At 73.1% G+C, this 24,020-nt stretch carries 21 protein-coding genes; 6 read left to right on the forward strand and 15 right to left on the reverse strand.

The genetic code is table 11. The annotated features are described in order from the left end of the window. Positions 1 to 25: 25 nt before the first annotated feature. Together KUM49_RS31465 and KUM49_RS31470 are read right to left on the reverse strand one after the other, a co-directional pair. Positions 26 to 1,237, reverse strand: a complete 1,212-nt coding sequence (locus KUM49_RS31465) for an ROK family transcriptional regulator (RefSeq protein ID WP_217240361.1) — start codon at positions 1,235 to 1,237, stop codon at positions 26 to 28. 264 nt (positions 1,238 to 1,501) lie between these two features. Beyond that, positions 1,502 to 2,584 carry a mechanosensitive ion channel family protein gene (locus KUM49_RS31470; RefSeq protein ID WP_217240362.1) on the reverse strand — a complete coding sequence of 361 codons (1,083 nt, stop codon included), beginning with the start codon at positions 2,582 to 2,584 and terminating at the stop codon, positions 1,502 to 1,504. A 339-nt stretch (positions 2,585 to 2,923) separates the two neighbouring features. On the opposite strand from KUM49_RS31470, the gene KUM49_RS31475 reads away from it, so the two are divergent. Then, entirely contained in the window at positions 2,924 to 3,460 is a 537-nt protein-coding gene (locus KUM49_RS31475) for an HNH endonuclease (RefSeq protein WP_053750340.1), read from the forward strand. A gap of 68 nt (positions 3,461 to 3,528) precedes the next feature. Here KUM49_RS31475 and KUM49_RS31480 read toward each other — a convergent pair whose 3' ends face one another. Genes KUM49_RS31480 through KUM49_RS31500 form a run of 5 tightly spaced genes read right to left on the reverse strand, consistent with a single transcriptional unit; the run spans position 3,529 to position 8,006 of the window. Further along, on the reverse strand, positions 3,529 to 4,167 hold the full coding sequence (locus tag KUM49_RS31480; protein ID WP_308406828.1) for a hypothetical protein: 639 nt from the start codon (positions 4,165 to 4,167) through the stop codon (positions 3,529 to 3,531). Further along, positions 4,164 to 5,495: a hypothetical protein gene (locus tag KUM49_RS31485; protein WP_217240363.1), complete on the reverse strand. Its 1,332-nt coding sequence runs from the start codon at positions 5,493 to 5,495 to the stop codon at positions 4,164 to 4,166. The genes KUM49_RS31480 and KUM49_RS31485 overlap by 4 nt, the downstream gene beginning before the upstream one ends. Beyond that, positions 5,495 to 6,280: an ABC transporter ATP-binding protein gene (locus KUM49_RS31490; protein ID WP_254402049.1), complete on the reverse strand. Its 786-nt coding sequence runs from the start codon at positions 6,278 to 6,280 to the stop codon at positions 5,495 to 5,497. The genes KUM49_RS31485 and KUM49_RS31490 overlap by 1 nt, the downstream gene beginning before the upstream one ends. 41 nt (positions 6,281 to 6,321) lie before the next feature. Next, positions 6,322 to 7,383, reverse strand: a complete 1,062-nt coding sequence (locus KUM49_RS31495; RefSeq protein ID WP_217240364.1) for a zf-HC2 domain-containing protein — start codon at positions 7,381 to 7,383, stop codon at positions 6,322 to 6,324. Further along, positions 7,380 to 8,006 carry an RNA polymerase sigma factor gene (locus KUM49_RS31500; RefSeq protein ID WP_217240365.1) on the reverse strand — a complete coding sequence of 209 codons (627 nt, stop codon included), beginning with the start codon at positions 8,004 to 8,006 and terminating at the stop codon, positions 7,380 to 7,382. Before KUM49_RS31500 ends, KUM49_RS31495 begins: the two co-directional genes overlap by 4 nt. A gap of 234 nt (positions 8,007 to 8,240) precedes the next feature. Between KUM49_RS31500 and KUM49_RS31505 the strand changes: the two genes are divergently transcribed. The 3 genes from KUM49_RS31505 to KUM49_RS31515 all read left to right on the forward strand — a co-directional run bounded on the left by KUM49_RS31505 (position 8,241) and on the right by KUM49_RS31515 (position 10,969). After that, the gene (locus KUM49_RS31505) at positions 8,241 to 8,468 is read left to right on the forward strand and encodes a hypothetical protein (protein WP_217240366.1); all 228 of its coding nucleotides are present in this window, start codon (positions 8,241 to 8,243) and stop codon (positions 8,466 to 8,468) included. Further along, on the forward strand, positions 8,469 to 10,556 hold the full coding sequence (gene malQ, locus KUM49_RS31510; protein WP_217240367.1) for a 4-alpha-glucanotransferase: 2,088 nt from the start codon (positions 8,469 to 8,471) through the stop codon (positions 10,554 to 10,556). A 185-nt stretch (positions 10,557 to 10,741) separates the two neighbouring features. Beyond that, positions 10,742 to 10,969 carry a hypothetical protein gene (locus tag KUM49_RS31515; protein WP_217240399.1) on the forward strand — a complete coding sequence of 76 codons (228 nt, stop codon included), beginning with the start codon at positions 10,742 to 10,744 and terminating at the stop codon, positions 10,967 to 10,969. Positions 10,970 to 11,104: 135 nt separating this feature from the next. Here KUM49_RS31515 and KUM49_RS31520 read toward each other — a convergent pair whose 3' ends face one another. Next, positions 11,105 to 11,611: a MarR family winged helix-turn-helix transcriptional regulator gene (locus tag KUM49_RS31520; RefSeq protein WP_217240368.1), complete on the reverse strand. Its 507-nt coding sequence runs from the start codon at positions 11,609 to 11,611 to the stop codon at positions 11,105 to 11,107. Positions 11,612 to 11,735: 124 nt separating this feature from the next. Between KUM49_RS31520 and KUM49_RS31525 the strand changes: the two genes are divergently transcribed. After that, positions 11,736 to 12,665 (forward strand): EamA family transporter, encoded by a 930-nt coding sequence (locus KUM49_RS31525; RefSeq protein ID WP_217240369.1) that lies wholly within the window; start codon positions 11,736 to 11,738, stop codon positions 12,663 to 12,665. A gap of 71 nt (positions 12,666 to 12,736) precedes the next feature. Here the strand turns inward: KUM49_RS31525 and pepN are convergent, their stop codons facing one another. After that, a complete protein-coding gene (gene pepN / locus KUM49_RS31530) occupies positions 12,737 to 15,322 on the reverse strand; it encodes an aminopeptidase N (RefSeq protein WP_217240370.1) in 2,586 nt (861 codons plus the stop codon). Positions 15,323 to 15,428: 106 nt separating this feature from the next. After that, positions 15,429 to 16,628, reverse strand: coding sequence for a transposase (locus KUM49_RS31535; protein ID WP_308406829.1), 1,200 nt, complete (start codon positions 16,626 to 16,628; stop codon positions 15,429 to 15,431). A 184-nt stretch (positions 16,629 to 16,812) separates the two neighbouring features. Between KUM49_RS31535 and KUM49_RS31540 the strand changes: the two genes are divergently transcribed. Then, entirely contained in the window at positions 16,813 to 17,514 is a 702-nt protein-coding gene (locus KUM49_RS31540; RefSeq protein ID WP_217240371.1) for a TetR/AcrR family transcriptional regulator, read from the forward strand. 93 nt (positions 17,515 to 17,607) lie between these two features. Here the strand turns inward: KUM49_RS31540 and KUM49_RS31545 are convergent, their stop codons facing one another. From KUM49_RS31545 to KUM49_RS31565, 5 genes are read right to left on the reverse strand one after another with little or no spacing between them, the layout of a single operon-like run. Next, a complete protein-coding gene (locus tag KUM49_RS31545) occupies positions 17,608 to 18,966 on the reverse strand; it encodes an MFS transporter (protein ID WP_217240372.1) in 1,359 nt (452 codons plus the stop codon). Positions 18,967 to 19,024: 58 nt separating this feature from the next. Continuing rightward, on the reverse strand, positions 19,025 to 20,623 hold the full coding sequence (locus tag KUM49_RS31550; RefSeq protein WP_217240373.1) for a dihydrolipoamide acetyltransferase family protein: 1,599 nt from the start codon (positions 20,621 to 20,623) through the stop codon (positions 19,025 to 19,027). 14 nt (positions 20,624 to 20,637) lie between these two features. Beyond that, on the reverse strand, positions 20,638 to 21,615 hold the full coding sequence (locus KUM49_RS31555) for an alpha-ketoacid dehydrogenase subunit beta (protein WP_217240401.1): 978 nt from the start codon (positions 21,613 to 21,615) through the stop codon (positions 20,638 to 20,640). A gap of 19 nt (positions 21,616 to 21,634) precedes the next feature. Next, entirely contained in the window at positions 21,635 to 22,726 is a 1,092-nt protein-coding gene (pdhA, locus tag KUM49_RS31560; protein WP_217240374.1) for a pyruvate dehydrogenase (acetyl-transferring) E1 component subunit alpha, read from the reverse strand. Further along, positions 22,723 to 23,955, reverse strand: coding sequence for a serine hydrolase (locus tag KUM49_RS31565; protein ID WP_217240375.1), 1,233 nt, complete (start codon positions 23,953 to 23,955; stop codon positions 22,723 to 22,725). The genes pdhA and KUM49_RS31565 overlap by 4 nt, the downstream gene beginning before the upstream one ends. Positions 23,956 to 24,020: the final 65 nt, after the last annotated feature.

The raw sequence follows: 24,020 nt of genomic DNA on the forward strand, positions 1-24,020 counted from the left end.
GGCTCTTGGTGAGGAGGCTGGGAACTCAGCGCGAGGTGTCGAAGACCTCGTCGCGGGTGGCCGCGAGCGCGCTCTCCAGCGCGCCGCGCAGGACGGGGTGTTCCTGGACGTCGCCGACGACGAGCCGGGGCCGGGGCGCGGCCAGCTCCTCCAGTTCGGCCTGGACGAGAGCGCGCAGCGGTTCCCCGCCACAGGTGAGCGAGGCGCCGCTGAGGACGACGAGTTCGGGGTCGAGGACGGAGACGAGGGAGGCGAGACCGGTGGCGAGGTGCGTCGCGTACGCCTCCAGCAGCCGCCGGTGCGGACCGTCGTCGGCCTCCGCGGCGCGGGCGACGAGGGCGGCGGCGACCTCGGCGTACGGGCCGGACGGGATGTTCTTGACACCGAGCCGGCGGGCCAGCTTGGGGATCGCCTGAGAGCCGGCCAGCTCCTGGTAGCCGCCGCTGCCGGCCTTGCTGACCTGCCGGACCAGCGGGGTGCCCGGCACCGGAAGGAAGCCGACCTCGCCGGCGCCGCCGGTCCAGCCGCGGTGCAGCCGGCCGCCGAGGACCAGGGCGGCGCCGAGGCCTCCCTCGTTCCACAGCAGGACGAAGTCGCCGTGCCCGCGGGCCGCGCCGAGCCGCTGCTCGGCCACCGCGACGAGGTTCACGTCGTTCTCGTACTCGACCGGCATGGGCAGGGCGGCGGCGAGTTCGTCGAGCAGCGTGGGGGAGTGCCAGCCGGGCAGGTGGGAGGCGTAGCGCAGGCGGCCGGTGTTGGGGTCGAAGGCGCCGGGGGTGCCGATGACGAGCCGGTGCACGTCGTCACGGGCGAGGCCGGCCGCCTTGACCGCGCCGTCCAGGGCGTCGCCGACCTGTCGGACGACGGGCTGCGTGGGACGCCGCCCCGGGGTCGGCAGCTCGTACGTCCCCACCGTGCGGCCGGTGATGTCGGCGACGGCGGCACGGACGCGCTCGGGGGTGACGTCGAGTCCGGCGGCGTACGCGGCGGCCGCGTTGACCTCGTACAGCTGGGCGTTGGGTCCCGGGCGGCCCTCGCTGGTGCCGGTCGCGAGGACCAGCCCGGACGCCTCCAGGCGGGCCAGGAGCTGGGACGCGGTCGGCTTCGACAGGCCGGTGAGCTTGCCGATCCGGGTGCGGGACAGCGGCCCGTGCTCCAGGAGGAGGTCCAGGGCGGCGCGGTCGTTCATGGCGCGCAGGACGCGCGGGGTGCCCGGCGTACCGGCGGTTCCTGCCATGGGGTCGACACCTGCCTCTCGGCTGTCCAGGTTCCCAGTGATCAGGCCGGGAAGTCCATCTCGGCGTGATTGTTAGGAAGGTTTCCTGTCTGGTGGTCTGGACCATAGAACTGGCGTGAAGCAGCCGTCAAGAGACCGACGCCGAGGCAACACAGTCGTTACCTGCCGGGGCGACAAGGGGGTGAGGGCAGCCGGGCACGGCCGGAATGCGACAAGCGAGAGGGGGCGCCCGGAAAGATCCGGGCGCCCCCTCTCGTACGTCTCCTACTTCGCCACACCCGGAGGCGTCAGCGGCGTGGCCGCCTGCGCCTGCGGTGACGCCGTGTTGGAGTACGCCGACGGGGCCGCCATGCCGGCCGTCGGATCCGCGTCCGGATCCGCCTCCGCGGGGAGGGCGGGGCCGCCGACGATCGGGATGCTCGCCGCGTCGAAGGCGTGCTTGATGCGCCAGCGCAGTTCGCGTTCGACGGTGAGGGCCTTGCCGGGCATCGTCTTGGCGGAGACGCGGACGACCATCGAGTCGAGCAGGACGCTGTCCAGGCCGAGGACCTCGATCGGGCCCCACAGCAGCTCGTTCCAGGGCTCTTCCTTGCTCATCTTCTCGGCGACCTCGTTCAGGGTCCGCTTCACCTTGTCGAGGTCCTCGTCGGAGCGGACGGTGACGTCGACGCCGGCCGTGGCCCAGCCCTGGGAGAGGTTGCCGATGCGCTTGACCTCGCCGTTTCGGACGTACCAGATCTCGCCGTTGTCGCCGCGCAGCTTCGTGACGCGCAGGCCCACCTCGATGACCTCGCCCGCGGCCACGCCCGCGTCGATGCTGTCGCCGACGCCGTACTGGTCCTCAAGGATCATGAAGACGCCGGACAGGAAGTCCGTCACCAGGTTCCGGGCGCCGAAACCGATCGCCACACCCGCGACACCGGCGGACGCCAGCAGCGGGGCGAGGTTGATCTGGAAGGTGCCGAGGATCATCAGGGCCGCGGTGCCGAGGATCAGGAAGCTCGCGACCGAGCGGAGCACCGAGCCGATCGCCTGGGAGCGCTGACGGCGGCGCTCCACGTTCACCAGCAGACCGCCGAGCGGGCTGCCGTCGACCGGCACCGAGCGGTTCATCCGGTCGATCAGCTTGGTGATCGCCCGCCGCACCACGAATCTCAGGACCGCCGCTATCACCAGGATCAGCAGGACCCTCAGGCCGATGGCCAGCCAGGTGGACCAGTTCTGCTCGATCCAGCTGGCGGCGTTCGTCGCGCTCTCCTGGGCGTCCTCGAGCGACGGCACGGCCGGAGCGGTGGGCGACGGCGACGGCGACGGACCGGCGGCCAGTAGGACGGCGGACAAGGACACGGCAGGTACCTCCAGTGCAGCGGTCCGCCCCTCCGGCAGCGGTCAAGGTCGTCCAGCCGTGCTTCAAGGTCACGGAAAGGTCACCGGTGGGGCAGACCCACCACACTATCGGGGCATCGTGTGTGGATCGTTGTGATGTTCGAGGGAGAGACGGCTTTCACCTGGGGATGAACAGGTGGGATGAACAATTCGTGATCCGGGGGAGGAACCGGATGTGGTCGAAAACACTCCCAGCCCGTTACGGGGACATGGTGGCGCTTCCGCCAGGCATGAGGGGAGACTGACTACGAAATCGTCCCGGCGCGAGCCACGCGCCGCCGGCGTCCAAGGAGGCCATCCGTGCCGCATGTCCTGGTCCTGAACGCGTCGTACGAGCCGCTCGGCGTCGTACCGCTCCGCCGCGCACTCATCCTCGTGCTCGAGAACAAGGCCGTGTGCCTCGAGGAGTCCGGCGCCTTCATGCACAGCGCTACCGTCACAGTCCCCGCACCCAGCGTGGTCCGGCTCAAGCGATTCGTCCGGGTTCCCTATCGGGGGCCCGTTCCTCTGACCCGGCGGGCGTTGTTCGCCCGTGACGGGGGCCGGTGCATGTACTGCGGTGGCGTCGCAACCAGCGTCGACCACGTCATCCCGCGCAGCCGCGGGGGCAAGCACGTCTGGGACAACGTGGTCGCCTCGTGCCGCCGCTGCAACCACGTGAAGGCCGACCGCCATCTCGTCGAGATCGGCTGGCGGCTGCGTCACAAACCCGCCCCTCCCACCGGCCTGGCCTGGCGCATCATCGGGACCGGCCACCGGGATCCGCGCTGGATGCCGTACTTGCAGCCATACGGCGCCGACGACGCCTTGGCCCGGATCGAAGGCATTTCCGCCTGACATCGATCCGGGCTTTCGCATGTCCGCCGTCCGTGCCGGCCCCACGTCCCTGACGTGGGGCCGGCACTTCAGTGGCGCACCGCCTCCGCCCGCGCCCCGCGTACGACGTACAGCGCCCCGCCCACCACGCAGGCCGCCAGCGCCGCGGCCCAGGCGCCCGCCTCCCCGCCGGGCTGCACCGGCCAGGCCCACACCGTGCTCGCGCGCCCGTGCGCACCGGCGCCCCCCAGGTACACGGCGCTGACGTAGCCGAAGGCCGGCAGCCAGCTCAGCCGGGCGCCGAGCAGGGCGGCCGCGGCCGCGGTGAGGCCGGTGGAGCCGAGCGTGTTGCGGATCATCGCCGGCGGCCCGAACACCGACGCGTGCCCGAGCACCGCCACCGACAGCAGGGCCGCGGCGAGCGCGGTGAGGGTCAGGAGATGGACCAGACGCCGCCGCCACCAGGGGTGCACGGCCGTACGGTCCAGCTCCTCGGACGCGGTGTACAGACTCGACCCGATCACCGCGGCGGCGAACAGCGGGGCCAGCGCCACGACCGGCACCCGCCGTTCCGGATCCACGTAGGCGTCCAGCCCGTGAGCCGCCCACACGGCGAGCCCGGCAGTGGCGAAGAGCACCGCGAGGGCGCGCGGGACGGTACGCGAGCGGGCGTAGAGAAGCAGTCCGGCGGCGCGCGAACGGCCGTACGGCACGGAGAGTTCGCTCACAGCGCCGGCACCGCGCTCGGCGTACACTCGCTCGCCGTCGCGAAGTACTCCGACAGCCAGGCGCGGCGCTCCCGCTCGCCCATCGCCTCAAGACGGGCCCGGGCCTCCCGCCGGGCCTCGAGCCGGGCGCGGTCGGCCTCGCCCCTCTCGGCCAGTTGCTCGTCGAACTCCTTCTCCAACGGGCTGGGCGCCAGATGGTGCTCCACGGCGTCGTCGACCGCCTCCAGAAGCGGATCCACCTCGTCGCACTCCACCCGGCCGTACAGCGCCATCCCGGCCGCCCACGCGTACTCCCGCGGATCGGTGAGCTCACCCCGTACGACGCTCCAGCCGAAGGGCGTGAGCATCGGCAGCTCCACCTCGTCCCGGCCCGGTCGCCCCGGCCGGTCCTCGTAGCGCACCGGCAGGTTCCGTACGCCCTCCAGGCGGCCGGTGAGCCCGGACAGGGCATCCCTCACCTGCGGAAGAAGCTCCTCGTAGCGGGCGTTCACGCAGATCTGCGGGGTCGTGGAGGTGTCGCACACCTGGCGGCGGGCGACCGGGTTGGTGTGCCACAGGCCGTCCCCGGTCTGCACCAGCAGCACGCCTGCGGCGGTCGCGGCGGCCAGCGGCAGCACAGCGGACACCCGGCGGCGGGCGGCGTACGCGAGGACCGCAGCGGCCGCGAGACCTCCCGTCCACCCCACCATCGCCACCGGCTGCCACCACACGGGGTCCGCCGTGGTGGTCACGCCGTCGACGACGGGCGACAGAGGGGCGAGGCCGCCACGGCCGTCGTACGACAGGACACCGAGGCCGACGTACGCGCCCACCGCCAGCAGCGGTGCCGCGAGCCGCCAGGCCACCAGCCGGCCCACCACCTGGCCCGCCAGGACGGCGGACGCCAGGACGACCGCGTCCGTGAGCGCCGCGACCGGGTACGGACTGTCGCCCGTGGCGCGGTACCAGGTGGCGAGCCAGGCCAGGACGACCGCGACCGCGTACCCGGCGACCACCCACAGCACCAGCGGCAGCACCGACGCCAGCAGCCGGGCGAGCGGGCCGCGCGCGGACACCGCCAGCAGTTCCTCGGTGCCGCGTCTGCGCTCGCGTCCCCCGTGCCAGCAGCCCGCGGCCAGGGCCAGCGGGACACCCAGCAGCCCGGACACCGTGTGCAGCCGCTCGCGGGTCTCGGCCCAGCCGCCCTGCCACTGCGTCGAGTCGGCGGCCAGCGCGACCGTGAACGTCAGCAGGACGGCGGCCCCCGCCCAGGGGCCGAACCCACGCACGACCTCGGCGCACAGGGGGTGCCGCGCGCTCTCCGGTCTTCTCTCCGCCACGAGGGTCATCACGCCGTCCCCTCCAGCGCCGGGGCCGGTGCGGTGGACGCGCGGTGGGCGCGCAGGGCCGCCGTGTAGCCGCGCTCGATCGGGTTGTCGCCGACGCCGCCCGCCGACTCGCCGAGCGCGGCCAGCGACTCGGGGGTGCCGCGATAGGCCACCCGGCCCGCCTCGACGAGGGTGACCTCCGTGCAGGCCGCCGCCACGTCCTCCACCAGGTGCGTGGAGACGATGACGGTGGACGAGGTGCCCAGCTCGCGCAACAGTTCGCGGAACTCCACGCGCTGCTCCGGGTCGAGACCGGCGGTCGGCTCGTCGAGCAGCAGCACGTCGGGGTCGTTGACGATGGCCTGCGCGATGCCGACACGCCGGACCATGCCACCGGACAGCGTCCTGACCTTCGCGTCGACGCGGTCGGCGAGACCGACCCGGGCGACGGCCCGTTCGACGGCGGCCGGGGTCGTGGCCGCGGGCATCTCCTTCAGCCAGGCCACGTACGCGACGAACTCCCGCACGGTGAAGCCCGGGTAGTAGCCGAACTCCTGCGGCAGATAGCCCAGCCGCCGCCGCACCGCGGCCCGCCGCCGGTGGTCGCGGACGTCGTCCCCGAGCAGCTCCACCCGGCCGCCGGCCGGTGCCGCGACCGTGGCGAGGACCCGGATCAGCGAGGTCTTGCCCGCCCCGTTCGGGCCGAGGAGCCCGTGCACACCGGGGCCGAAGCCGAGGTCCACCGAGTCGAGGGCGACGGTTTTGCGATGCCGGACGTGCAGCCCGGTCACTCGTATCGTGCTCAACGGTTCTCCAGACGTGGCAGGCGAGGAGCGCGCGGCCGCGGTCACGGTCTCTCCAGGCGGTCGTGGGCGGGACGGCGGGCGGCCAGCAGTACGGCGCACAGGACGGCCGCAGCCGCCCAGCCGCCCTGCGCCGGGGCGCCGTCGAGGCAGTACGCGAGCTGTTCGGACAGGCGGGCCGTCAGCCGCCCGCCGGGCGCGACGAGCGCCGGGGCGAGTACGGCGGACAGCCAGCCGCCGCCGGTCACGGCCGCCGCCGCCCGCCAGCCGACGTAACCGGCCAGGGTCAGCGAGGCCAGCGTCAGCGCGAGCCCCGGCAGCAGCCAGGCGGCCGCGCCCGGGGCACCCGAGGACGGCACCAGTACCCCGGCGAGGGTCAGCAGCGGCAGACTCACCGCCAGCACGGCTGCCGTCCGCGTGAGCACCAGCCGCAGCCCCGCGGACGGCGTGGACGCGGCGATCTCGTGCACCGGATCGGCGTGCGATCCGTAGGACAGGGCGACCCCGGCCACCGGCACGACCGGCGCGATCGCCAGCAGCAGGGGCCGGGCGCCGGTGAAGTCGGCGCCGTAGGCGAGAGCGACCGCTCCGACCGCCACGAGCAGCACGGCCGGCAGCCAGGCACCGCGCACGGCGGGACCGGCGGCCCAGAGGACGCGGGTGAGGCGGGAGCCGAGGGGGAGGCCGAGGTGCCTCGGGAGCCGGAGGCGGGTTCGGGCGTAGGCGTGGGAGGGAGCAGGGGTGTGCTGAGCCGGGGCCGACGCCGCTGACGCGGCCGGAGCAGTGGGCGCCGCCGCGGGTGGCCGGGTGGACCGGGGCCCGGCCGCGGAGGCCGGGCCGGGGCCGGCTGCGGCTGCCCCGCTCGGGGCGCTCGCGGCGCCCGCCGGTGCCGCCTCGCGTACGTCGGCCGGCGCCGCGCGCAGCACCGCGCCCCGTACCTCCGCCAGCACCACCCCCGCCGCCGTCGCCCGCACCGCCCGCGACACGCGGGCCGCGCACCGGCCGCAGCTCTCCAGGTGCTTCTCCAGGGACCAGGCGTCCGGTTCCGGCAGGGTGCCGTCGCCGTAGCGGGTGACCAGGTCGTCGGACGCGTGCCAGCCGGTCATGCCGGGCCTCCCATCGGTGACGGGTTCAACTGGGCGAGGGCCGCGCGCAGTTCGGCGCGTGCGCGCATCGCACGGGACTTCACGGTGCCCTCGGGTATGCCGAGCAGCCGGGCCGTCTCGCGGGTGGTCAGTCCGTCGACGACCGTGGCGCGCAGCACCTCGCGCAGCTCGGGGGAGATCCGGTCCAGGGCGGTGCCGACATCGCCGTACTCCAGGGCTGCCAGCACCCGGTCCTCCGCGGACGGCGCGGACGCGTACCCGGCACGGGTCTCGTCGGCCGGCGAGTCCATCGGCGCCGTCTTGAGCCGCGCGGCCCGGTCGTGCGCCCGCCGCGCGTCGACCAGGCGCCGCGCGGCGATGGTCCACAGCCAGCCGCCGGCCTCCTCGCCGCGATGCCCGGCCGCCGACCGCCACACCGTGACGAACGTGTCCTGAAGCACCTCGCGCACGACCTCCGCGTCGGCGCAGCGCCGGGTCAGCCGGGCGTGCAGCCAGCCCGCGTGCCGGTCGTACAGCTCGGCCATCGCCGCCGAGTCCCCGGCCGCGACCGCGCGCAGGAGCGCCGCGTCCGCCTCGCCCGCCTGGTCGGGGTTTCCCTCGTCCTTCTCCCGGTGGCCCCCCATGGGGCGGAACAGTCTCACACCCCGTCTATCGACCGGCTCCGCGCGACTGGTTCACGCGCCCCCGAAAGCCTTCCGGACGCCGTTGCCGTCATGCCGCCTTTGCCCCAGTCTGGAATTACCCCGCGGGAACAGAATGTGAGGAGAGGCACGTTGTACCTCTCTGTACGTCTGCCGCCGCGACCACTGGGTAGGGCTGTGCGGTAACCGATCGTCGCCCTCGACAAGGAGGCCCCCATGGTCGCATCGGCATACCTTCTGCTCCCCGCCCCCTCCAAACCCGAGGCGGAGCCGTCCGCCTCATCCGATTTCCACTTCTGTGTGTTCAGCGCGGAGGGAGCCTGCGCCGACACCCCCCTCACCAGCGAACCGCCGCTCCCCGACGCCGAACCCCTCACCAGCGAGCCGCCGCTCGCCGACGCCGCCCCCCTGACCAGCGAGTCCGACGCCCACGCGGAGCCCTAGATGACAGCACCCCGGTCGGACGAGCCGCCCACCGAGGACCTGTCCCGGCTCGCCGCGCTGCACGGCGTCGCGACCTCGTACAGCCCGTCTCCGGGCCGTACGGTCGCGGCCTCGGCCGCCGCCGTCACCCGGGCCCTGGCCGCCCTCGGCGTCGACGCGGGCAGCCCCGCGGCCGTCCGGGACGCACTCGCCGCCCGGGAACGGGAACTGCGCGAGCGGCTGCTGCCGCCGACCGTGGCGTGCTGGAGCGGCGGCACGCCCGCCGCCCTCGACGCCCTCCCGGCCGGCACCCGTGTGCGCATCGAGACCGAGCAGGGCGAGACCCGCGCCGGCGCCGACCAACTCCCGCCCGGCGTCCACCGGTTGACGGCCACCGCCCCGGACGGCCGCACCGCCCACGCCCACCTGATCGTCGCCCCGCCCCGGCTGCCCGCGCCGCCCGGCCGCTCGTACGGCCTCCTCGTCCAGCTCTACTCCCTGCTCTCGCGGCGTTCCTGGGGCATGGGCGACCTCGGTGACCTCGCCGAACTGACCGCCTGGGCCGGCCGCGCGCTCGGCGCCGGATTCGTCCAGGTCAACCCGCTGCACGCGGCCGTACCCGGCGCCCCCACCGACCCGTCCCCCTACCGCCCCTCCTCCCGCCGCTTCCCCGACCCGGTCCATCTGCGGGTCGCGGACATCCCCGAGTACGCCCAGGTCGCGGACCGCGAGCAGATGCGGGCCCTGCTGGAGCGGGCGGAGCGGCTGCGAGGGTCGGTGCTGGAGCAGGGCGCCCTGATCGACCGGGACGCCGTGTGGGAGCTCAAGCGGGAGGCGCTGGAACTGGTGCGGGACGTGCCGCTCGGTCCGGGCCGGCGCGCCGCCTACGTCGACTACCTCGCCGAACAGGGCGAGGCCCTGGAGGACCACGCCACCTGGTGCGCCCTCGCCGAGGTGCACGGCTCCGACTGGCACCGGTGGCCGGCCGCCCTGCGCGACCCCCGCTCGGCCGAAACGGCCCGGGCCCGCGGGGAGTTGATGGACCGGGTGGACTTCCACACCCGCCTCGCCTGGCTCACCGACACCCAGCTCGGCGCCGCCCAGCGCGCGGCCCGGGAGGCGGGCATGCCGGTGGGCGTGGTCCACGACCTCGCGGTCGGGGTGCACCCCGGGGGCGCCGACGCGTGGGCGCAGCAGGATCACTTCGCGGCCGGCATGTCGGTGGGCGCACCCCCGGACGCCTTCAACGCGCGCGGCCAGGACTGGGGCCTGCCGCCCTGGAGACCTGACCGCCTGGCCGAGTCGGGCTACGCGCCCTTCCGTGCCTTGCTGCGGGCCCTGTTCCGCTACGCCGGCGCCCTGCGCATCGACCACGTCATGGGCCTGTTCCGGCTGTGGTGGGTCCCGCAGGGCGAGCCGCCCACCGAGGGCACGTACGTCCGCTACGACGCCGAGGCCATGCTCGCCGTACTGGTCCTGGAGGCCTCGCGCGCCGGTGTGGTGGTGATCGGCGAGGACCTGGGCACGGTGGAACCCGGCGTGCGCGAGACGCTGCGCGAGCGGGGCGTGCTCGGCACCTCCGTCCTCTGGTTCGAGCGCGACTGGGACGGCGACGGCCGGCCCCTGCCCCCCGACCAGTGGCGCGCCGACTGCCTGGCCACCGCCACCACCCACGACCTGCCGCCCACCGCGGCCCGCCTCACCGGCGAACACGTCGAACTCCGCGACGGCCTCGGCCTGTTGACCCGTCCCCTGGACGAGGAACGGGCGGAGGCGTCGGCGGACACGGCGGAGTGGCTCGAACTGCTCGCCCGGCTGGGCCTCCTCCAGGGGTCGGGCGGCGGCACCGACACGTCCTCGGAGGAGGCCGAGATCCAGGCCGTCCACCGCTACCTCCTGCACACCCCGGCCCGCATGGTCGGCATCTGGCTCCCCGACACCATCGGCGACCGCCGCCCGCAGAACCTGCCGGGCACGTGGGACCAGTACCCGAACTGGCGGCTGCCGATCGCGGACACGGAGGGTCGGCCGGTGACGCTGGAGGAACTGGCGGCTTCCCCGAGGCTGCACGCCCTGGTGGACGTCCTCCGCCAGTCCGGGGGCGGCTGACGCCGCCAGTCCCCTTCCGGGGCTCCGCCCCAGCCCCCGCTCCTCTAACGCCGAAGGGGCTGATTTCATGCCGAGGGCACCTCATACGCACCCCCGGACGCGCACGCCTTCCGGCCGTTCGCTACTTTGGCTCCGTGAAGAAGAACGCCCTGCGCGCCGGCGCCCTGGCTGCCGGTACGACGCTGATGATGCTGCTCATGTCGTCCCCCGCGCTCGCGCTGACCCGCGACGACGGTGACGACCCCGGCACAGGCCTGAGCGTCATCGAGACGCTGGGCCTCTTCGTGGTGGCTCCGATCGCCCTGTTCGCGGTCATCGCCGGCCTGGTGATGGTCCTGGACAAGTCCCACGAGGCCCACCGTGTGACCACCCGCAACATCAGGACCAAGGCCAAGGCCGGCTCCAAGGCCTGACCTGCCTGACCGCGTGCTCCCTCCAGGGCGCCGCCCCCGCCGCACGTACGCGCATCCGCCGTACGCGGGCGAGGCCGGCGCCCTCGGCGCGTTTCCGCGAGGGTCGCCGCCTGCGAGGCCCGTACCGGGACCTGATCAGGACGTCTCGGTCCCCGCCAGCAACTCCCGCAACAGGTCGGCCAACTGGTCGGCCTGTTCGCCGTTCAGGGCCGACTTCAGGGCCTCCGTCTGGACGGCGAGGCCCGCGCCAACCGCCTCGTCGACGAGCTCCAGCCCCTTGTCCGTGAGGGTCACTTGCAGGCCCCGGCGGTCGTGCGGGTCCGGGGAGCGGCGCAGCAGGCCCGCCCGTTCCAGTTTGTCCAGACGGCCGGTCATGCCGCCGGTGGTGAGCATCAGCGTCGCGGAGAGCTGGCGGGGGGAGAGGGTGTACGGCTCTCCGGACCGGCGCAGGGTCGCCAGGACGTCGAACTCGCCGCGGCCGATGCCGAGGGACGCGTACGCCTTCTCCATGCGGTCGCCCATCGCGCGCGAGAGCCGGTAGATCCGGCCGAAGACCTCCATGGCGGCGGTGTCGAGGTCGGGCCGGACCGTGGCCCACTGCTCGATGATCGCGTCGACCGGGTCCTTGCGCTGTGCACTCATGCCGTGAGTATCCGCCCGGTTCCGGTCACCCGCAAGAAAGTAGCTTCTGTGCAAGTGGCTTGCATGTAAGTAGCTTAACGCTAAGCTACTTATGTCAAGCCACCTCCGAAGAAGGGTGCCGGTCATGAAGCGGCCCGCGACCGTCCTGCTCACGGCCCTGGCGCCCGTCTCCTGGGGCACCACCTACGCCGTCACCACCGAGTTCCTGCCGGCCGACCGCCCTCTGTTCACCGGCCTCATGCGCGCTCTGCCCGCCGGCCTCGTCCTGCTGGCCCTGGCCCGGGTGCTGCCGCGCGGCGCCTGGTGGGGCAGGGCGACGGTGCTCGGGGCGCTGAACATCGGGGCGTTCTTCCCGCTGCTGTTCCTGTCGGCGTACCGGATGCCGGGCGGAATGGCGGCGGTCGTCGGATCGGTCGGACCGCTGTTCGTGGTGGGTCTGTCGGCGCTGCTGCTCGGTCAGCGCCCGACGGCCCGCAGTGTGATCACCGGGTTCGTCGCCGCGTCCGGGGTGAGCCTGGTCGTCCTGAAGGCCGCCGGGGCCCTCGACACCGTGGGTGTCCTCGCGGCCCTCGCCTCCACCGCCTCCATGTCCGCGGGCACCGTGCTCACCAAGCGGTGGGGCCGCCCGGACGGCGTGGGTCCGCTCGCGCTCACCGCCTGGCAACTGACCGCGGGCGGCCTGCTCATCGCCCCGCTCGCCCTCCTCGTCGAGGGCGCGCCGCCCGCGCTGGACGGCCGGGCGCTCGGCGGCTACCTCTACCTGGCGCTGGCGAACACGGCGGTCGCGTACTGGCTCTGGTTCCGCGGCATCGGCAGGCTCACCGCCACCCAGGTCACCTTCCTCGGCCCGCTGTCGCCGCTGACCGCTGCGGTGGTCGGCTGGGCGGCCCTCGGGCAGGCGCTCACGCCGGTACAGCTGGCGGGCATGGCGCTGGCGTTCGGGGCGACCGTGGCGGGCCAGCTGCAGCCGGTCCGTACGCCCGCCCGAACGATCAGCTCTCCTGAAAGGAATGCTCGGGAAGATTCCCCGGCGGCACGGTTGCCCGCAGCTTGACGCGGTCGTGCGCGAGCGGGGGCGCCCGGTGATGTACCGGGCGCCCCCTGTCGACGTACGTACGGCGGCCGCTATTCCGCGGCGGCCGCGTCCGCCGCCTGTGCCTTCAGGGCGCGTTCCACGCCCGCGCGGGACTCGGAGACGAGCCGGCGCAGGGACGCGTTGGGCTCCGCCGAGGCCAGCCACTCGTCCGTCTTGCGCAGGGTCTCCTCGGAGACCTGGATCGTCGGGTAGAGGCCGACCGCGATCTGCTGGGCCATCTCGTGCGAACGGGACCCCCAGATGTCCTTCAGGACCTCGAAGTACCTGTCCGTGTAGGGGGCCAGGAGCTCGCGCTGCCCCGTCTGCACGAAGCCGCCGATGACGGCCTCCTGCACGGCGTTCGGGAGCTTGTCGGACTCGATGACCGACGCCCACGCCTCCGCCTTGGCCTCCGGCGTCGGGCGGGCGGCCCGGGCGGTGGCCGCGTGGCGCTCGCCGGCCGCCGTCTTGTCGCGCTCGTACTCGCCCGCGATCTCCGCCTCGTCGAAGCGGCCCACCGCGGCCAGCCGCTGCACCAGCGCCCAGCGCAGCTCCGTGTCGACGGCCAGGCCCTCGATCGTCTGGGTGCCCTCCAGGAGGGCGTCGAGGAGGTCCAGCTGCTCCGGCGTCCGGGCGGTCGCGGCGAACGCGCGCGCCCACGCCAGCTGGTGGTCGCTGCCCGGCGCCGCCGCGCGCAGGTGCGCGAGCGTGGCGTCGGTCCAGCGGGTCAGCAGGGCCTCGCGGGCGGCCGGGTCGGCGTACAGCTCGATCGCCAGCTTCACCTGGCGGTGCAGCGACTGCACCAGGCCGATGTCCGACTCCTTGCCGATGCCCGACAGGACCAGGGACAGGTAGTCGCGGGTCGGGAGCTCGGCGTCCCGGGTCATGTCCCAGGCCGACGCCCAGCACAGGGCGCGGGGGAGGGACGACTCGAAGTCGCCGAGGTGCTCGGTGACGAAGGCGAGGGACTGCTCGTCGAGGCGGACCTTCGCGTACGACAGGTCGTCGTCGTTCAGGAGGATCACCGCGGGGCGGCGCTTGCCCACCAGCTGCGGTACGGCGGTCAGTTCGCCGTCGACGTCCAGCTCGATGCGCTCGTGACGCACCAGCTTGCCGCTGGCGCCTTCCGAACTGTCCAGGTCGTACAGGCCGACCGCGATGCGGTGCGGGCGCAGCGTCGGCTCGCCCTTCGCGCCGGCGGGCAGCGCGGGGGCCTCCTGGCGGATCGCGAAGGCGGTGACGACACCGTTCGCGTCCGTCTCGATCTCGGGGCGCAGGATGTTGATGCCGGCCGTCTGGAGCCACTTCTCCGACCAGGTCCCCAGGTCACGGCCGGAGGTCTCCTCCAGCGCGCCGAGCAGGTCGGACAGGCGCGTGTTGCCGAACGCGTGCGCCTTGAAGTAGGCCTGCACGCCCGCGAAGAACTCGTCCATGCCGACGTACGCGACGAGCTGCTTCAGCACGGAGGCACCCTTGGCGTAGGTGATGCCGTCGAAGTTGACGAGCACGTCGTCCAGGTCGCGGATCTCGGCCATGATCGGGTGCGTGGACGGCAACTGGTCCTGCCGGTACGCCCACGTCTTCATGGAGTTGGCGAAGGTGGTCCAGGAGTGCGGCCACCGGCTGTCCGGCGCGTGCGCCTGGCAGGCGATGGACGTGTACGTGGCGAACGACTCGTTCAGCCACAGGTCGTTCCACCACTCCATGGTGACCAGGTCGCCGAACCACATGTGGGCCAGCTCGTGCAGGATCGTCTCGGCCCGCGTCTCGTACGCCGCGTCCGTCACCTTCGACCGGAAGACGTACTGGTCGCGGATGGTGACCGCGCCCGCGTTCTCCATCGCGCCCGCGTTGAACTCCGGCACGAACAGCTGGTCGTACTTCTTGAACGGGTACTGGTAGTCGAACTTCTCCTGGAACCAGTCGAAGCCCTGCCGGGTCACCTCGAAGATGGCGTCCGAGTCGAGGTGTTCGGCGAGCGAGGGACGGCAGTAGATGCCGAGCGGCACCGACTGGCCGTCCTTCTCGTACACGCTGTGCACCGAGTGGTACGGGCCGACGATCAGCGCGGTGATGTACGACGAGATGCGCGGCGTCGGCTCGAAGATCCAGACGCTGTCCTTCGGCTCCGGGGTGGGCGAGTTGGAGATGACCGTCCAGCCCTCCGGCGCCTTCACGGTGAACTGGAAGGTGGCCTTGAGGTCCGGCTGCTCGAAGGACGCGAACACCCTGCGCGCGTCCGGCACCTCGAACTGGGTGTACAGGTAGGCCTGGTTGTCGACGGGATCGACGAACCGGTGCAGGCCCTCACCGCTGTTGGTGTAGGCGCAGTCGGCGACGACCCGGAGGATGTTGCGTCCCTCGAGCAGATCCGGCAGCGCGATCCGCGAGTCCGCGAAGAGGTCCGCCGGGTCGAGTTGGTCGCCGTTGAGGGTCACCTCGTGGACGGCCGGGGCGACCAGGTCGATGAAGGACTCCGTGCCGCCCTCCGCGACATCGAAGCGCACCGTGGTCACGGACCTGTAGGTGCCGCCCTCCTGCGCGCCGGAGAGGTCGAGATCGATCTCGTACGAGTCAACGGTGAGCAGCTTCGCCCGCTGCTGCGCCTCTTCGCGAGTCAGGTTTGTGCCAGGCACGCGGTCATCTCCTCGATATGTGTGGGTTGCGCCATCCTTCCACGGGTCGGTGTCCAGGGGTACGACTGGCCGGGCCCTCGGGGCCCGGTTGTCGCGCGGGCGGGGCTCAGGCGGCCTGCCAGTACGGCGTCTCGAGGGCGGCCGGGGTCCCGGACAGCAGGCCGTAGGCGTAGGCCGCCGACACCAGGGTCATGTGACGGTGCCAGCCGGGGTAGGAACGGCCCTCGAAGTCGAGCAGGCCGTAGCGGTCGCCGAGGGTGGCAACCGTCGTGAGCGTGCCGTCGTGCAGACCTGTGAGGGCCAGCAGCTCCGCCATCCTGAGTTCGGGCAGGTTGGTCAGCCAGATCTGGCCCGGGCGCTGCAGGGTGGCGTCCCACTCGGCGAAGACGCGGCCGGCGGAGGAGATCCGGCTGCCGCCGGGCGCCAGGCCCTGTATCTCCGCCGGGCTCGAGATGACCTGCAGCCGCCGGGGCCGGCCGTCGGGACCGGTCGTCATGGTCACGTTCGGGTGCCGGGTGCCGCCCTGGAGCAGCAGGTGCCGGGCCGAGAGCGGTGGCAGGGGCTCGCGGTTCGGTCGCGCCGGCCGTGGCTCGGCGACGAGGGGCAGCTGACCGCCGACGGCCAGGACGAAGCCGTGGCCGCGCCCGTGCAGCCGCTCGATCAGCGGGCGTACGTCCGTGACCGTGGTCAGGTCGGCGACGACCGGCGCCGGGACGACACCCGGCTGTGCGGCCAGCGCCTCGACCAGGCCCAGGGCGTGCGACCACAGTGGCTGGGACCGGGCCTCGTCCGGGATGCGGGCCCGGCGGCGCGTCTCCGGGTCGCCGGTCCACCGCTCAGGCAGGTGCAGCCCCCAGTCGACGGGGATGTGCTCGCTCCCGCCGGAGAGGAACACCGCCACGCCCAGCTGGCAGTTGACGGTACGGCCCTGTTCGCGCACGAAGCGGCGGTGCACCCCGGCCGAATGGGCGCCGCGCTTGGGCAGCACGGTCGGGGCGATGGTCCATGCGCGGGTGCGCAGCCGCTCGTCCACCCAGCCGACCAGCTCCCGCCGGGTCGCCTCCCAGTCCCAGGGGCTCGCGTTGACGAACTGCTGGAGAGACTGGGACGCCGTGGGTGACGAGGTCACCGTCTCGGCCATGCGGCGCACGGACTTCTTGCCCGGGGTCGTGAGCAGGCCGCGCAGATACGCGTGGCCCCACCTCTGCTGGTCGACCCGCGGCAGGTGCCCGAACAGCCGCTGACCGAACGCGGCGAACCCCGCGGTCTCCGGGCGCCGCAGCCGCGCCTCTCGAATCGCCGACACTTCATCCCCCTCAGTGCGGTGTGATTCCGACGAACGACCAAAGCATAAAGAACGTTTGCTTTGTTTCGCGTCAAGTCTCGACGACTTTGGCGAGTTCGGGCCTCCGTACCGCGCCTACCAGGGGCAATGTCATGACCGAGTTCCGTGCACGGTCCGGACCGGAGGGAAGAGAGAGAGCCAGTCGATGCAGGAAAGAGCCGCACAGACACACCGGACGCTGATCCGCGCCGCAGCGGTGGAGTTCGACCGCAGAGGGTACGAGGGCGCCTCGCTCGCCCGGATCAGCAAGGGTGCACGTACCTCGATGGGGGCGCTGACCTTCCACTTCCCCACGAAGAGAGACCTGGCCGAGGCTGTGCGGGAGGCCGGCCGCGAGGCGGTCGTGCCCGTGGTGAAGGACGTAATGAGCGGTGCGAAGCCGCCTCTGGAGGCCGTCGCCGACCTGACGTCCACCCTCGTACGGCTTCCGGCGCACGACGTGGTCACCCGGGCCGCCCTGCGTCTCGAACGCGACGCTCCGCAGGGCGCCGGCGGGGTCCCGGGTCTCGACCTGGAGTGGGTGTCGTCGCTGCACGCCCTGTTGGAGCGGGCCCTCGGGGCGGGGCAACTACGGCCGGGGGTAAGGCCGGAGACGGTGGCGGCACTGCTCACCCGGCTGGTGGCGGGATGCTGGGCTGAGATCGGCCGGGGCGGGGCGGAGGCCGGCGGCGGGGTGATGACCGGTGGTGGGGTGAGGACCAGTGATGGGGCGGAGAGCGGTGGTGGGGCGGAGCATCCCGATCATGTCGGGCCGACGTCCGCGAGCGCGGGTGCGTGCGGTGTCTGGGAACTGATCCTGCACGGCATCAGTGCCGCGGGGCCGCCCGGGGCGGCGGGATCCGGTTGACGCGTGCGGGTCCGCTACCTGTCATGTGCGCCGACACGTGACCAGGGGCCCTCGGCGAGCGAGGGCCCCTGGTCACGGTGCGGATCGGTGGTGTCAGCCCTGTACGGACGGCACCGCCGCGGAGCCTGCCCGCACGGTGTCCGCGGGGCGGCGTCCCGAGCGTTCGGCCAGTTCCCGCTGGACCTCCGGCAGGGAGCGGTTCTTGGTCTCGGGGACCGTACGCAGGACGAACACGACCGCGCTCGAGGACACCGCGGCGAAGAAGGCGAACACCCAGGCCTGTCCGACGAGGTCCGCGGCCGGCAGGAACATCTGCCCCACGACGAAGTTGGCCGCCCAGTTGACCAGCGCGCACACGGCGCCGCCCCGGGCGCGGGCCTCGGGCGGGAACAGTTCGGCGGCGAGGATCCAGAAGACCGGGCCGAGCCCGATCGCGAAGGACGCCACGTAGGTGACCATGCAGATCAGCGCGGTCACGTTGGTCGCCGGACCGGCGGGCAGGCCGAACGCCACGCCCAGGGCGACCAGGGACAGGGCCATGCCACCCAGGGAGGCCAGCAGCAGGGGACGCCGGCCGGCCCGGTCGATCAGCGGTACGGCCGCGATCGTCGCGAGCACGTTCACCGAGCCGATCACCACCGAGTACGTGATCGAGTCGGCCGCGGGCAGACCGGCTCGGGCCATGATGCTGGGCGCGTAGTAGATGATGCTGTTGATGCCGCCGAACTGCTGTACCGCGGCGAGCGTCATCCCGATGAGCAGCGCGGGCCGTGCGGCCGGTGAGAGGAGCGCGCCGGGCGGGCGCCGGGCGCGGTCGGTCGTGGCGGTGCGTGCGCGTAGCCACTCGGGGCTCTCGGGGATGGCCAGCGTGCCGAGCAGCATGGCGACGGACGGCACGAGCCCGACGGCGAACATGGCCCGCCAGTCGGCGCTGTCGGCGTACCAGAGGTTGATCAGGTAGGAGACCAGGATCCCCACGGTCAGCAGGATCTGGTTGGCCGTCACCAGGCGTCCGCGCAGGTTTGGTGGGGCGATCTCCGCCAGATACAGCGGTACCACGGTCGAGGCGCCGCCCACCGCGAGGCCCAGCACCGCGCGGGCCGCGACCAGGCCGGTGAAGTCGCGGGCCAGGACGGCGGCGAGCAGGCCCAGGGTGAAGGTCAGCGCGATCGCCACGAGCACCTTCTTGCGGCCGAACCGGTCCGCGGGGCGCCCACTGCCCAGCGCGCCGACGGCGGCGCCGAGCAGCAGCGCGGAGATGACGGCGCCCTCCTCGAAGGAGTTGAGGCCGAAGTCGGTCCTGATGAACAGCAGGGCGCCCGAGATCACTCCGGTGTCGAAGCCGAACAGCAGGCCGCCCAGCGCCACCACGGCGGTGAACAGGGAGAGCCGGGCTCGGGAGGGCACTTCGGCGGGGTCGGGCGCGGTCGGTCCGGCGGTCGGGCCGGGCATGTCGAGCATCGTCTTCCTCTTCTTCCTCTTCCTGGAGGGGCGAGCCGTGCTCGGACGGTCAGGCGCGGGTGAGCAGGAGTTGCGGGTCGTGCAGCAGGGCCGCGGTGTCCGCGAGGACGCGGGAGCCGAGTTCGCCGTCGACGAGCCGGTGGTCGAAGGAGAGGGCGAGGGTGGTGACCTGGCGTGGGACGACCTTGCCGCGGTGCACCCAGGGCCGCGGGCCGATGGCGCCGAGCGCCAGGATGGCCGCCTCGCCGGGGTTGAGGATCGGGGTGCCGGTGTCGACGCCGAACACGCCGATGTTGGTGAGGGTCACGGTCCCGCCCCGCAGCGCGGCGGGCGCGGTCCGGCCCGTCTTCGCGGTGGCGACCAGTTCGTCGAGACAGGAGGCGAGTTCGGGCAGCGTCTTGCCGGCGGCGTCCTCGATGACGGGGACCAGGAGGCCGCGTGGTGTGGCGGCGGCGATACCGAGGTTCACCCTCCGCTTCCGCACGATCTCCTGACGCTCCTCGTCCCAGGAGGCGTTGATCTCCGGATTGCGCCGCACCGCGACCAGGAACGCCCGCGCCGCGAGCAACATCGGTCCCACCCGCAGCCCGGCCATGTCCGGGTGCGTTTTCAGCCGCCGGACCAGCTTCATCGTCCGGGTGACGTCGACCGTGACGAACTCCGTGACATGCGGCGCGGTGAACGCGCTGGCCACCATGGCCCGGGCGGTGGCCCGGCGCACACCGGTGACGGGGATCCGCGTGTCGCCGGCGGACGCGGACGCTGTGGAGTCCTCGGAGGCCGAGGGGAGCCCGGCGGACGCCGGGGCGGTATCGAGGTCGAGGGCGGCCGGTGCGGGCTGCTGCGGGGCCCTGGCGAAGGCGTGCACGTCCTCACGGGTGATGTCGCCGCGCGGGCCCGTAGGCACGATGGCGCCCAGGTCCACGCCGAGATCCCGGGCGAGCTTGCGCACGGGGGGCTTCGCCAGCGGGAGGGAGGGATCACGCGAGGGCGGGGACGCCTGGGTCCGCGGGGCCGAGGGCTGGAGCATGTGGGGCTGCGGGGCCGGGACTTGGGGCGCCGGGACCTGTGGAGCCGAGTCCAGGGCCGCGTGGGTCCGCAGGGCGGGGTCCCGGTGCACATGGGGCTCCGGGGCCCGGGGCGTCGGGGGCTGTGCCGCCGGCGGTGCGAGAGCGGGCGGCGGGGACGGGCGTACGGCCGTGCCGTTCCGGCGGGCCCGCCGGGTCCGGCGCGCCGGCGCGACACCGTAGCCGACCAGAACGGGCGTACGCGCCTCCTCGACGCTGTCCCCGGGCGGGACCTCTCCGGCCAGGGGCTCTCCGGATTGGACGTTGCCGGCCGGGGTGCCCCCCGCCGGTCCCTCCGGCTCCGTGTCGCCCGGCGGCCCCGCCACCTCCGTCTCCACCCTGATGATGGGCGCGCCGACAGCCACGGTCGCCCCCTCCGGGAAGCACAGTTCGTGGACCACGCCGGTGAAGGGGACGGGGAGTTCGACGGCGGCCTTGGCTGTTTCGATCTCGCAGATGACCTGGCCGTCGGTGACGGTGTCGCCGGGGTGGACGAGCCAGCGGATGATGTCGGCGTCCTGGAGGCCTTCGCCCACGTCGGGCATGCGGAACTCACGGTGGCGCGGGGCGGGTTCACTCATGGTCGTCGGTCTCCTCAGTGAGCCAGCGCACGGTCGACGGCGTCGAGGACGCGGTCGATGCCGGGCAGGTACTCGTCCTCGAGGCGGGACGGCGGATACGGGGTGTGGTAGGCGCCGACCCTGAGGACCGGTGCCGACAGGTGGTAGAAGCAGTGCTCGGTGACCTGGGCGGCGATCTCCGCGCCCGCGCCGAAGAACACGGGCGCCTCGTGCGCGACCACCAGCCGTCCCGTCCGGCGCACCGAGTGCTGGACGGTGTCGAAGTCGATCGGCGAGATCGACCGCAGATCGACGACCTCCAGGTCCCGGCCCTCCTCGGCGGCCACCCGCGCCGCCTCCAGACAGGTCGCCACCATCGGGCCGTACGCGGCCAGCGTCAGGTCGCCGCCCGGCCGTACCACCCGCGCGGTGTGCGCGGGGAGCTGTCCGGAGGCGGCTTCCGGCGCCTCGTCCACCTCGCCCTTCTCGTAGTAGCGCCGCTTCGGCTCGAAGAAGACCACCGGGTCGTCGCACCGGACGGCCTCCTGGAGCATCCAGTACGCGTCCGAAGGCGTCGCCGGCGACATGACCCGCAGGCCCGCCACGTGGGCGAACAGGGCCTCGGGAGACTCCGAGTGGTGCTCCACCGCGCCGATGCCACCGCCGTACGGGATCCGGATGACGACCGGGAGGCGGACCAGGCCGCGCGAACGGGCGTGCATCTTGGCGAGCTGGGTGACGATCTGGTCGTAGCCGGGGAAGACGAAGCCGTCGAACTGGATCTCGACGATCGGCCGGTAGCCGCGCAGGGCGAAGCCGATGGCCGTGCCGACGATGCCCGACTCCGCGAGCGGCGTGTCCATCACGCGTCCCTCGCCGAAGTCCTTCTGCAGCCCGTCGGTCACCCGGAACACACCGCCGAGCCGGCCGACGTCCTCGCCCATGACGAGCGTCTTCGGATCGGACGCGAGGACCGTGCGCAGTGCGGCGTTGAGGGCCGCCACCAGGGTCATGCGAGTCGCTGTCACCGGATCACACCCCCTCGAAGGACGACTGGTAGGCGGCGAACTCGGCACGCTCCCGCGCCACCCCGGAGTGCTGCTGGGCGTACACGTGGTCGAACAGCTCCTCGGGGCCGGGGGACGGCATGGTCCGTACGCCCTCCCGCACCCGCGCGGCCAGCGCCTCGCCCGCCGCTTCGACCTCGGCGAAGAACGCGTCGTCCGCCGCGCCCTCGGCCCGCAGCAGCCGCGCGAGCCGCAGCAGCGGGTCCTTCGCCCGCCAGCTCTCCACCTCGGCGGCGTCCCGGTAGCGCGTCGGGTCGTCGGAGGTCGTGTGGGCGCCCATCCGGTAGGTGAACGCCTCGATGAGGAAGGGCCCCCGGCCGGACCGCACGTGCTCGAGCGCGGCGCGGGTGACCGCCTGGACGGCCAGGACGTCGTTGCCGTCGACGCGTACGCCGGGGAAGCCGTACCCCTGGGCGCGCTGGTGCAGGGGCACCCGGGTCTGGCGCTCGTTCGGTTCGGAGATCGCCCACTGGTTGTTCTGGCAGAAGAACACGACGGGCGCGTCCCACACGGCGGCGAAGTTGAACGCCTCCGCCACGTCGCCCTGGCTGGTGGCGCCGTCGCCGAAGTACACGATCACCGCGGAGTCCGCGCCGTCCTTGGCCATCCCGCACGCGTATCCGGTGGCGTGCAGGGTCTGCGAGCCGATGACGAGCGTGTAGAGGTGGAAGTCGTGCGCGTCCGGGTCCCAGGCCCCGTGGTCGACCCCGCGGAAGAGCCGCAGCAGGGCCAGTGGATCGACCCCGCGGCCCAGGGCGACGGCGTGCTCGCGGTAGCTCGGGAAGACGCGGTCGCCGTCGCGCAGTGCCCGTACCGAGCCCACCTGGGCCGCCTCCTGGCCGAGCAGGGAGGGCCACAGGCCCAGTTCGCCCTGGCGTTGCAGGGTGACGCCCTCGGCGTCGAAGCGGCGGGCGAGGGCCATGTCCCGGTAGAGGGAGCGCAGTTCATCGGGGGACGGGTCGCAGGCGTACTCGGGATGCGGTGTCCGCTCCCCGTCCGGAGTGAGCAGCCGTATGCCGTCCTGCGAGATGGACCGCCGTATGCCGGGGACGTTCATCTGGCACCGCCGAGGCCCAGGTTCTCCATCGCCGCGGCCACGGCCTTGACCAGGGAGGAGGCCCGCTTGTCGTCGGGGCCGAGCGCGATGAGCCGGTTCATGACGTACGAGACACCGGCCGCCGCCCGCGGCCATGCCTGGTTGGCGGAGCCTCCGGCGCCGTCGTGGCCGAAGGAGTCCCCGTCGACGGTGGGACGCGGGTTGGTGCGCAGCCGGTAGCCGCCGCCCCCGTACACCATCGGGACGTCGATGAGCTGGTCGACCTTGCTGACCCGGGGTGCCCGGGCCTCGTCGAGCAGCCGGCGCGAGAGCAGCACGGGCGCGTCCTCGGCCGGCCGGGAGGCGTCGGCGGCGAGGATGCCGTACAGCTTGGCGAAGCCGCGGGCGGAGCCGTAGACGTTGGCGGCGGGGATCAGGCTGAAGCGGCGGGCCGGGCTGTTCCAGATGCCGGAGTCCTCGGGGAACGGGACCGGGTTCTGCCAGATCCGCTGGGTCAGCGGATCGTCGCTGGTGAAGTAGCCCGAGAACTGTTCGCGGAAGCCCTTGCCGTACTCGGTGCGGGCGACGCGGTCCTCCTGCTCCGGGGCGAGGCCGAAGGAGACGTCGACTCCGAGCGGCCGGCCGACCTCCTCGGCGAAGAACCTGTCCAGACGGCGGCCGTCCGCGCGGCGGATCACCTCGGCGATGATCCAGCCGGTCGCCCAAGGCCCGTACAGGATGCCCTCGGCGCGCGGGTCGCTCTCCTGCGGCTGGTCGGCGAGGAGTTTGGCCATCGCCTCCGGATCGCCGAGGTCGTCCTGGGAGAGCGGGGCGGCGACGGCGGGCATCCGCGCGGTGAAGGTCACGACCTCGCGCACGGTGATCCCGGCCTTGCCCTTGGCCGCGAATTCCGGCCAGTAGTGGGCGACCGGCTTGTCGAGCTCGACGACTCCGCGGTCGACGAGCACCAGCAGGGCCGTCGCCAGGACGCCCTTGCTGCCGGAGAAGATCAGCTGGACCGTGTCGCCGTCCCAGGCCCGGCCGGCGGCGGGGTCGGCCGGGCCGCCCCACAGATCCACGACCAGCTCCCCGCCGAGCGTGACGGCGAGCGCGGCGCCCTGCTCGTCCCGCTCGGTGAAGTTGCGCAGGAATTCCTCGCGTACGGCCTCGAACCCCGGCGCGACATGGCCGAAGACGCCGTACTGCCCGGTGGTGGGCTGGGGTGCGGTGGGCTGCTGTGTGCTGGGCATGTCGATCGCACTCCGATCGGTGAAGTGGTGAGAGAAGTGGTGAATCTGGCCAGGTGCCAGGTGCC

Source organism: Streptomyces sp. AC555_RSS877 (genome assembly GCF_019049245.1).
GTDB lineage: Bacteria > Actinomycetota > Actinomycetes > Streptomycetales > Streptomycetaceae > Streptomyces.

Excerpts from the sequence above, each read along its gene's own strand:
- KUM49_RS31465 (WP_217240361.1), bottom strand. The coding sequence starts at position 1,237 with ATGGCAGGAACCGCCGGTACGCCGGGCACCCCGCGCGTCCTGCGCGCC.
- KUM49_RS31485 (WP_217240363.1), bottom strand. The coding sequence starts at position 5,495 with ATGACCCTCGTGGCGGAGAGAAGACCGGAGAGCGCGCGGCACCCCCTG.
- KUM49_RS31495 (WP_217240364.1), bottom strand. The coding sequence starts at position 7,383 with ATGACCGGCTGGCACGCGTCCGACGACCTGGTCACCCGCTACGGCGAC.
- KUM49_RS31500 (WP_217240365.1), bottom strand. The coding sequence starts at position 8,006 with ATGGGGGGCCACCGGGAGAAGGACGAGGGAAACCCCGACCAGGCGGGC.
- KUM49_RS31505 (WP_217240366.1), top strand. The coding sequence starts at position 8,241 with ATGGTCGCATCGGCATACCTTCTGCTCCCCGCCCCCTCCAAACCCGAG.
- malQ (WP_217240367.1), top strand. The coding sequence starts at position 8,469 with ATGACAGCACCCCGGTCGGACGAGCCGCCCACCGAGGACCTGTCCCGG.
- KUM49_RS31515 (WP_217240399.1), top strand. The coding sequence starts at position 10,742 with ATGATGCTGCTCATGTCGTCCCCCGCGCTCGCGCTGACCCGCGACGAC.
- KUM49_RS31520 (WP_217240368.1), bottom strand. The coding sequence starts at position 11,611 with ATGAGTGCACAGCGCAAGGACCCGGTCGACGCGATCATCGAGCAGTGG.
- KUM49_RS31525 (WP_217240369.1), top strand. The coding sequence starts at position 11,736 with ATGAAGCGGCCCGCGACCGTCCTGCTCACGGCCCTGGCGCCCGTCTCC.
- KUM49_RS31540 (WP_217240371.1), top strand. The coding sequence starts at position 16,813 with ATGCAGGAAAGAGCCGCACAGACACACCGGACGCTGATCCGCGCCGCA.
- KUM49_RS31545 (WP_217240372.1), bottom strand. The coding sequence starts at position 18,966 with ATGCCCGGCCCGACCGCCGGACCGACCGCGCCCGACCCCGCCGAAGTG.
- KUM49_RS31550 (WP_217240373.1), bottom strand. The coding sequence starts at position 20,623 with ATGAGTGAACCCGCCCCGCGCCACCGTGAGTTCCGCATGCCCGACGTG.
- KUM49_RS31555 (WP_217240401.1), bottom strand. The coding sequence starts at position 21,615 with ATGACCCTGGTGGCGGCCCTCAACGCCGCACTGCGCACGGTCCTCGCG.
- pdhA (WP_217240374.1), bottom strand. The coding sequence starts at position 22,726 with ATGAACGTCCCCGGCATACGGCGGTCCATCTCGCAGGACGGCATACGG.
- KUM49_RS31565 (WP_217240375.1), bottom strand. The coding sequence starts at position 23,955 with ATGCCCAGCACACAGCAGCCCACCGCACCCCAGCCCACCACCGGGCAG.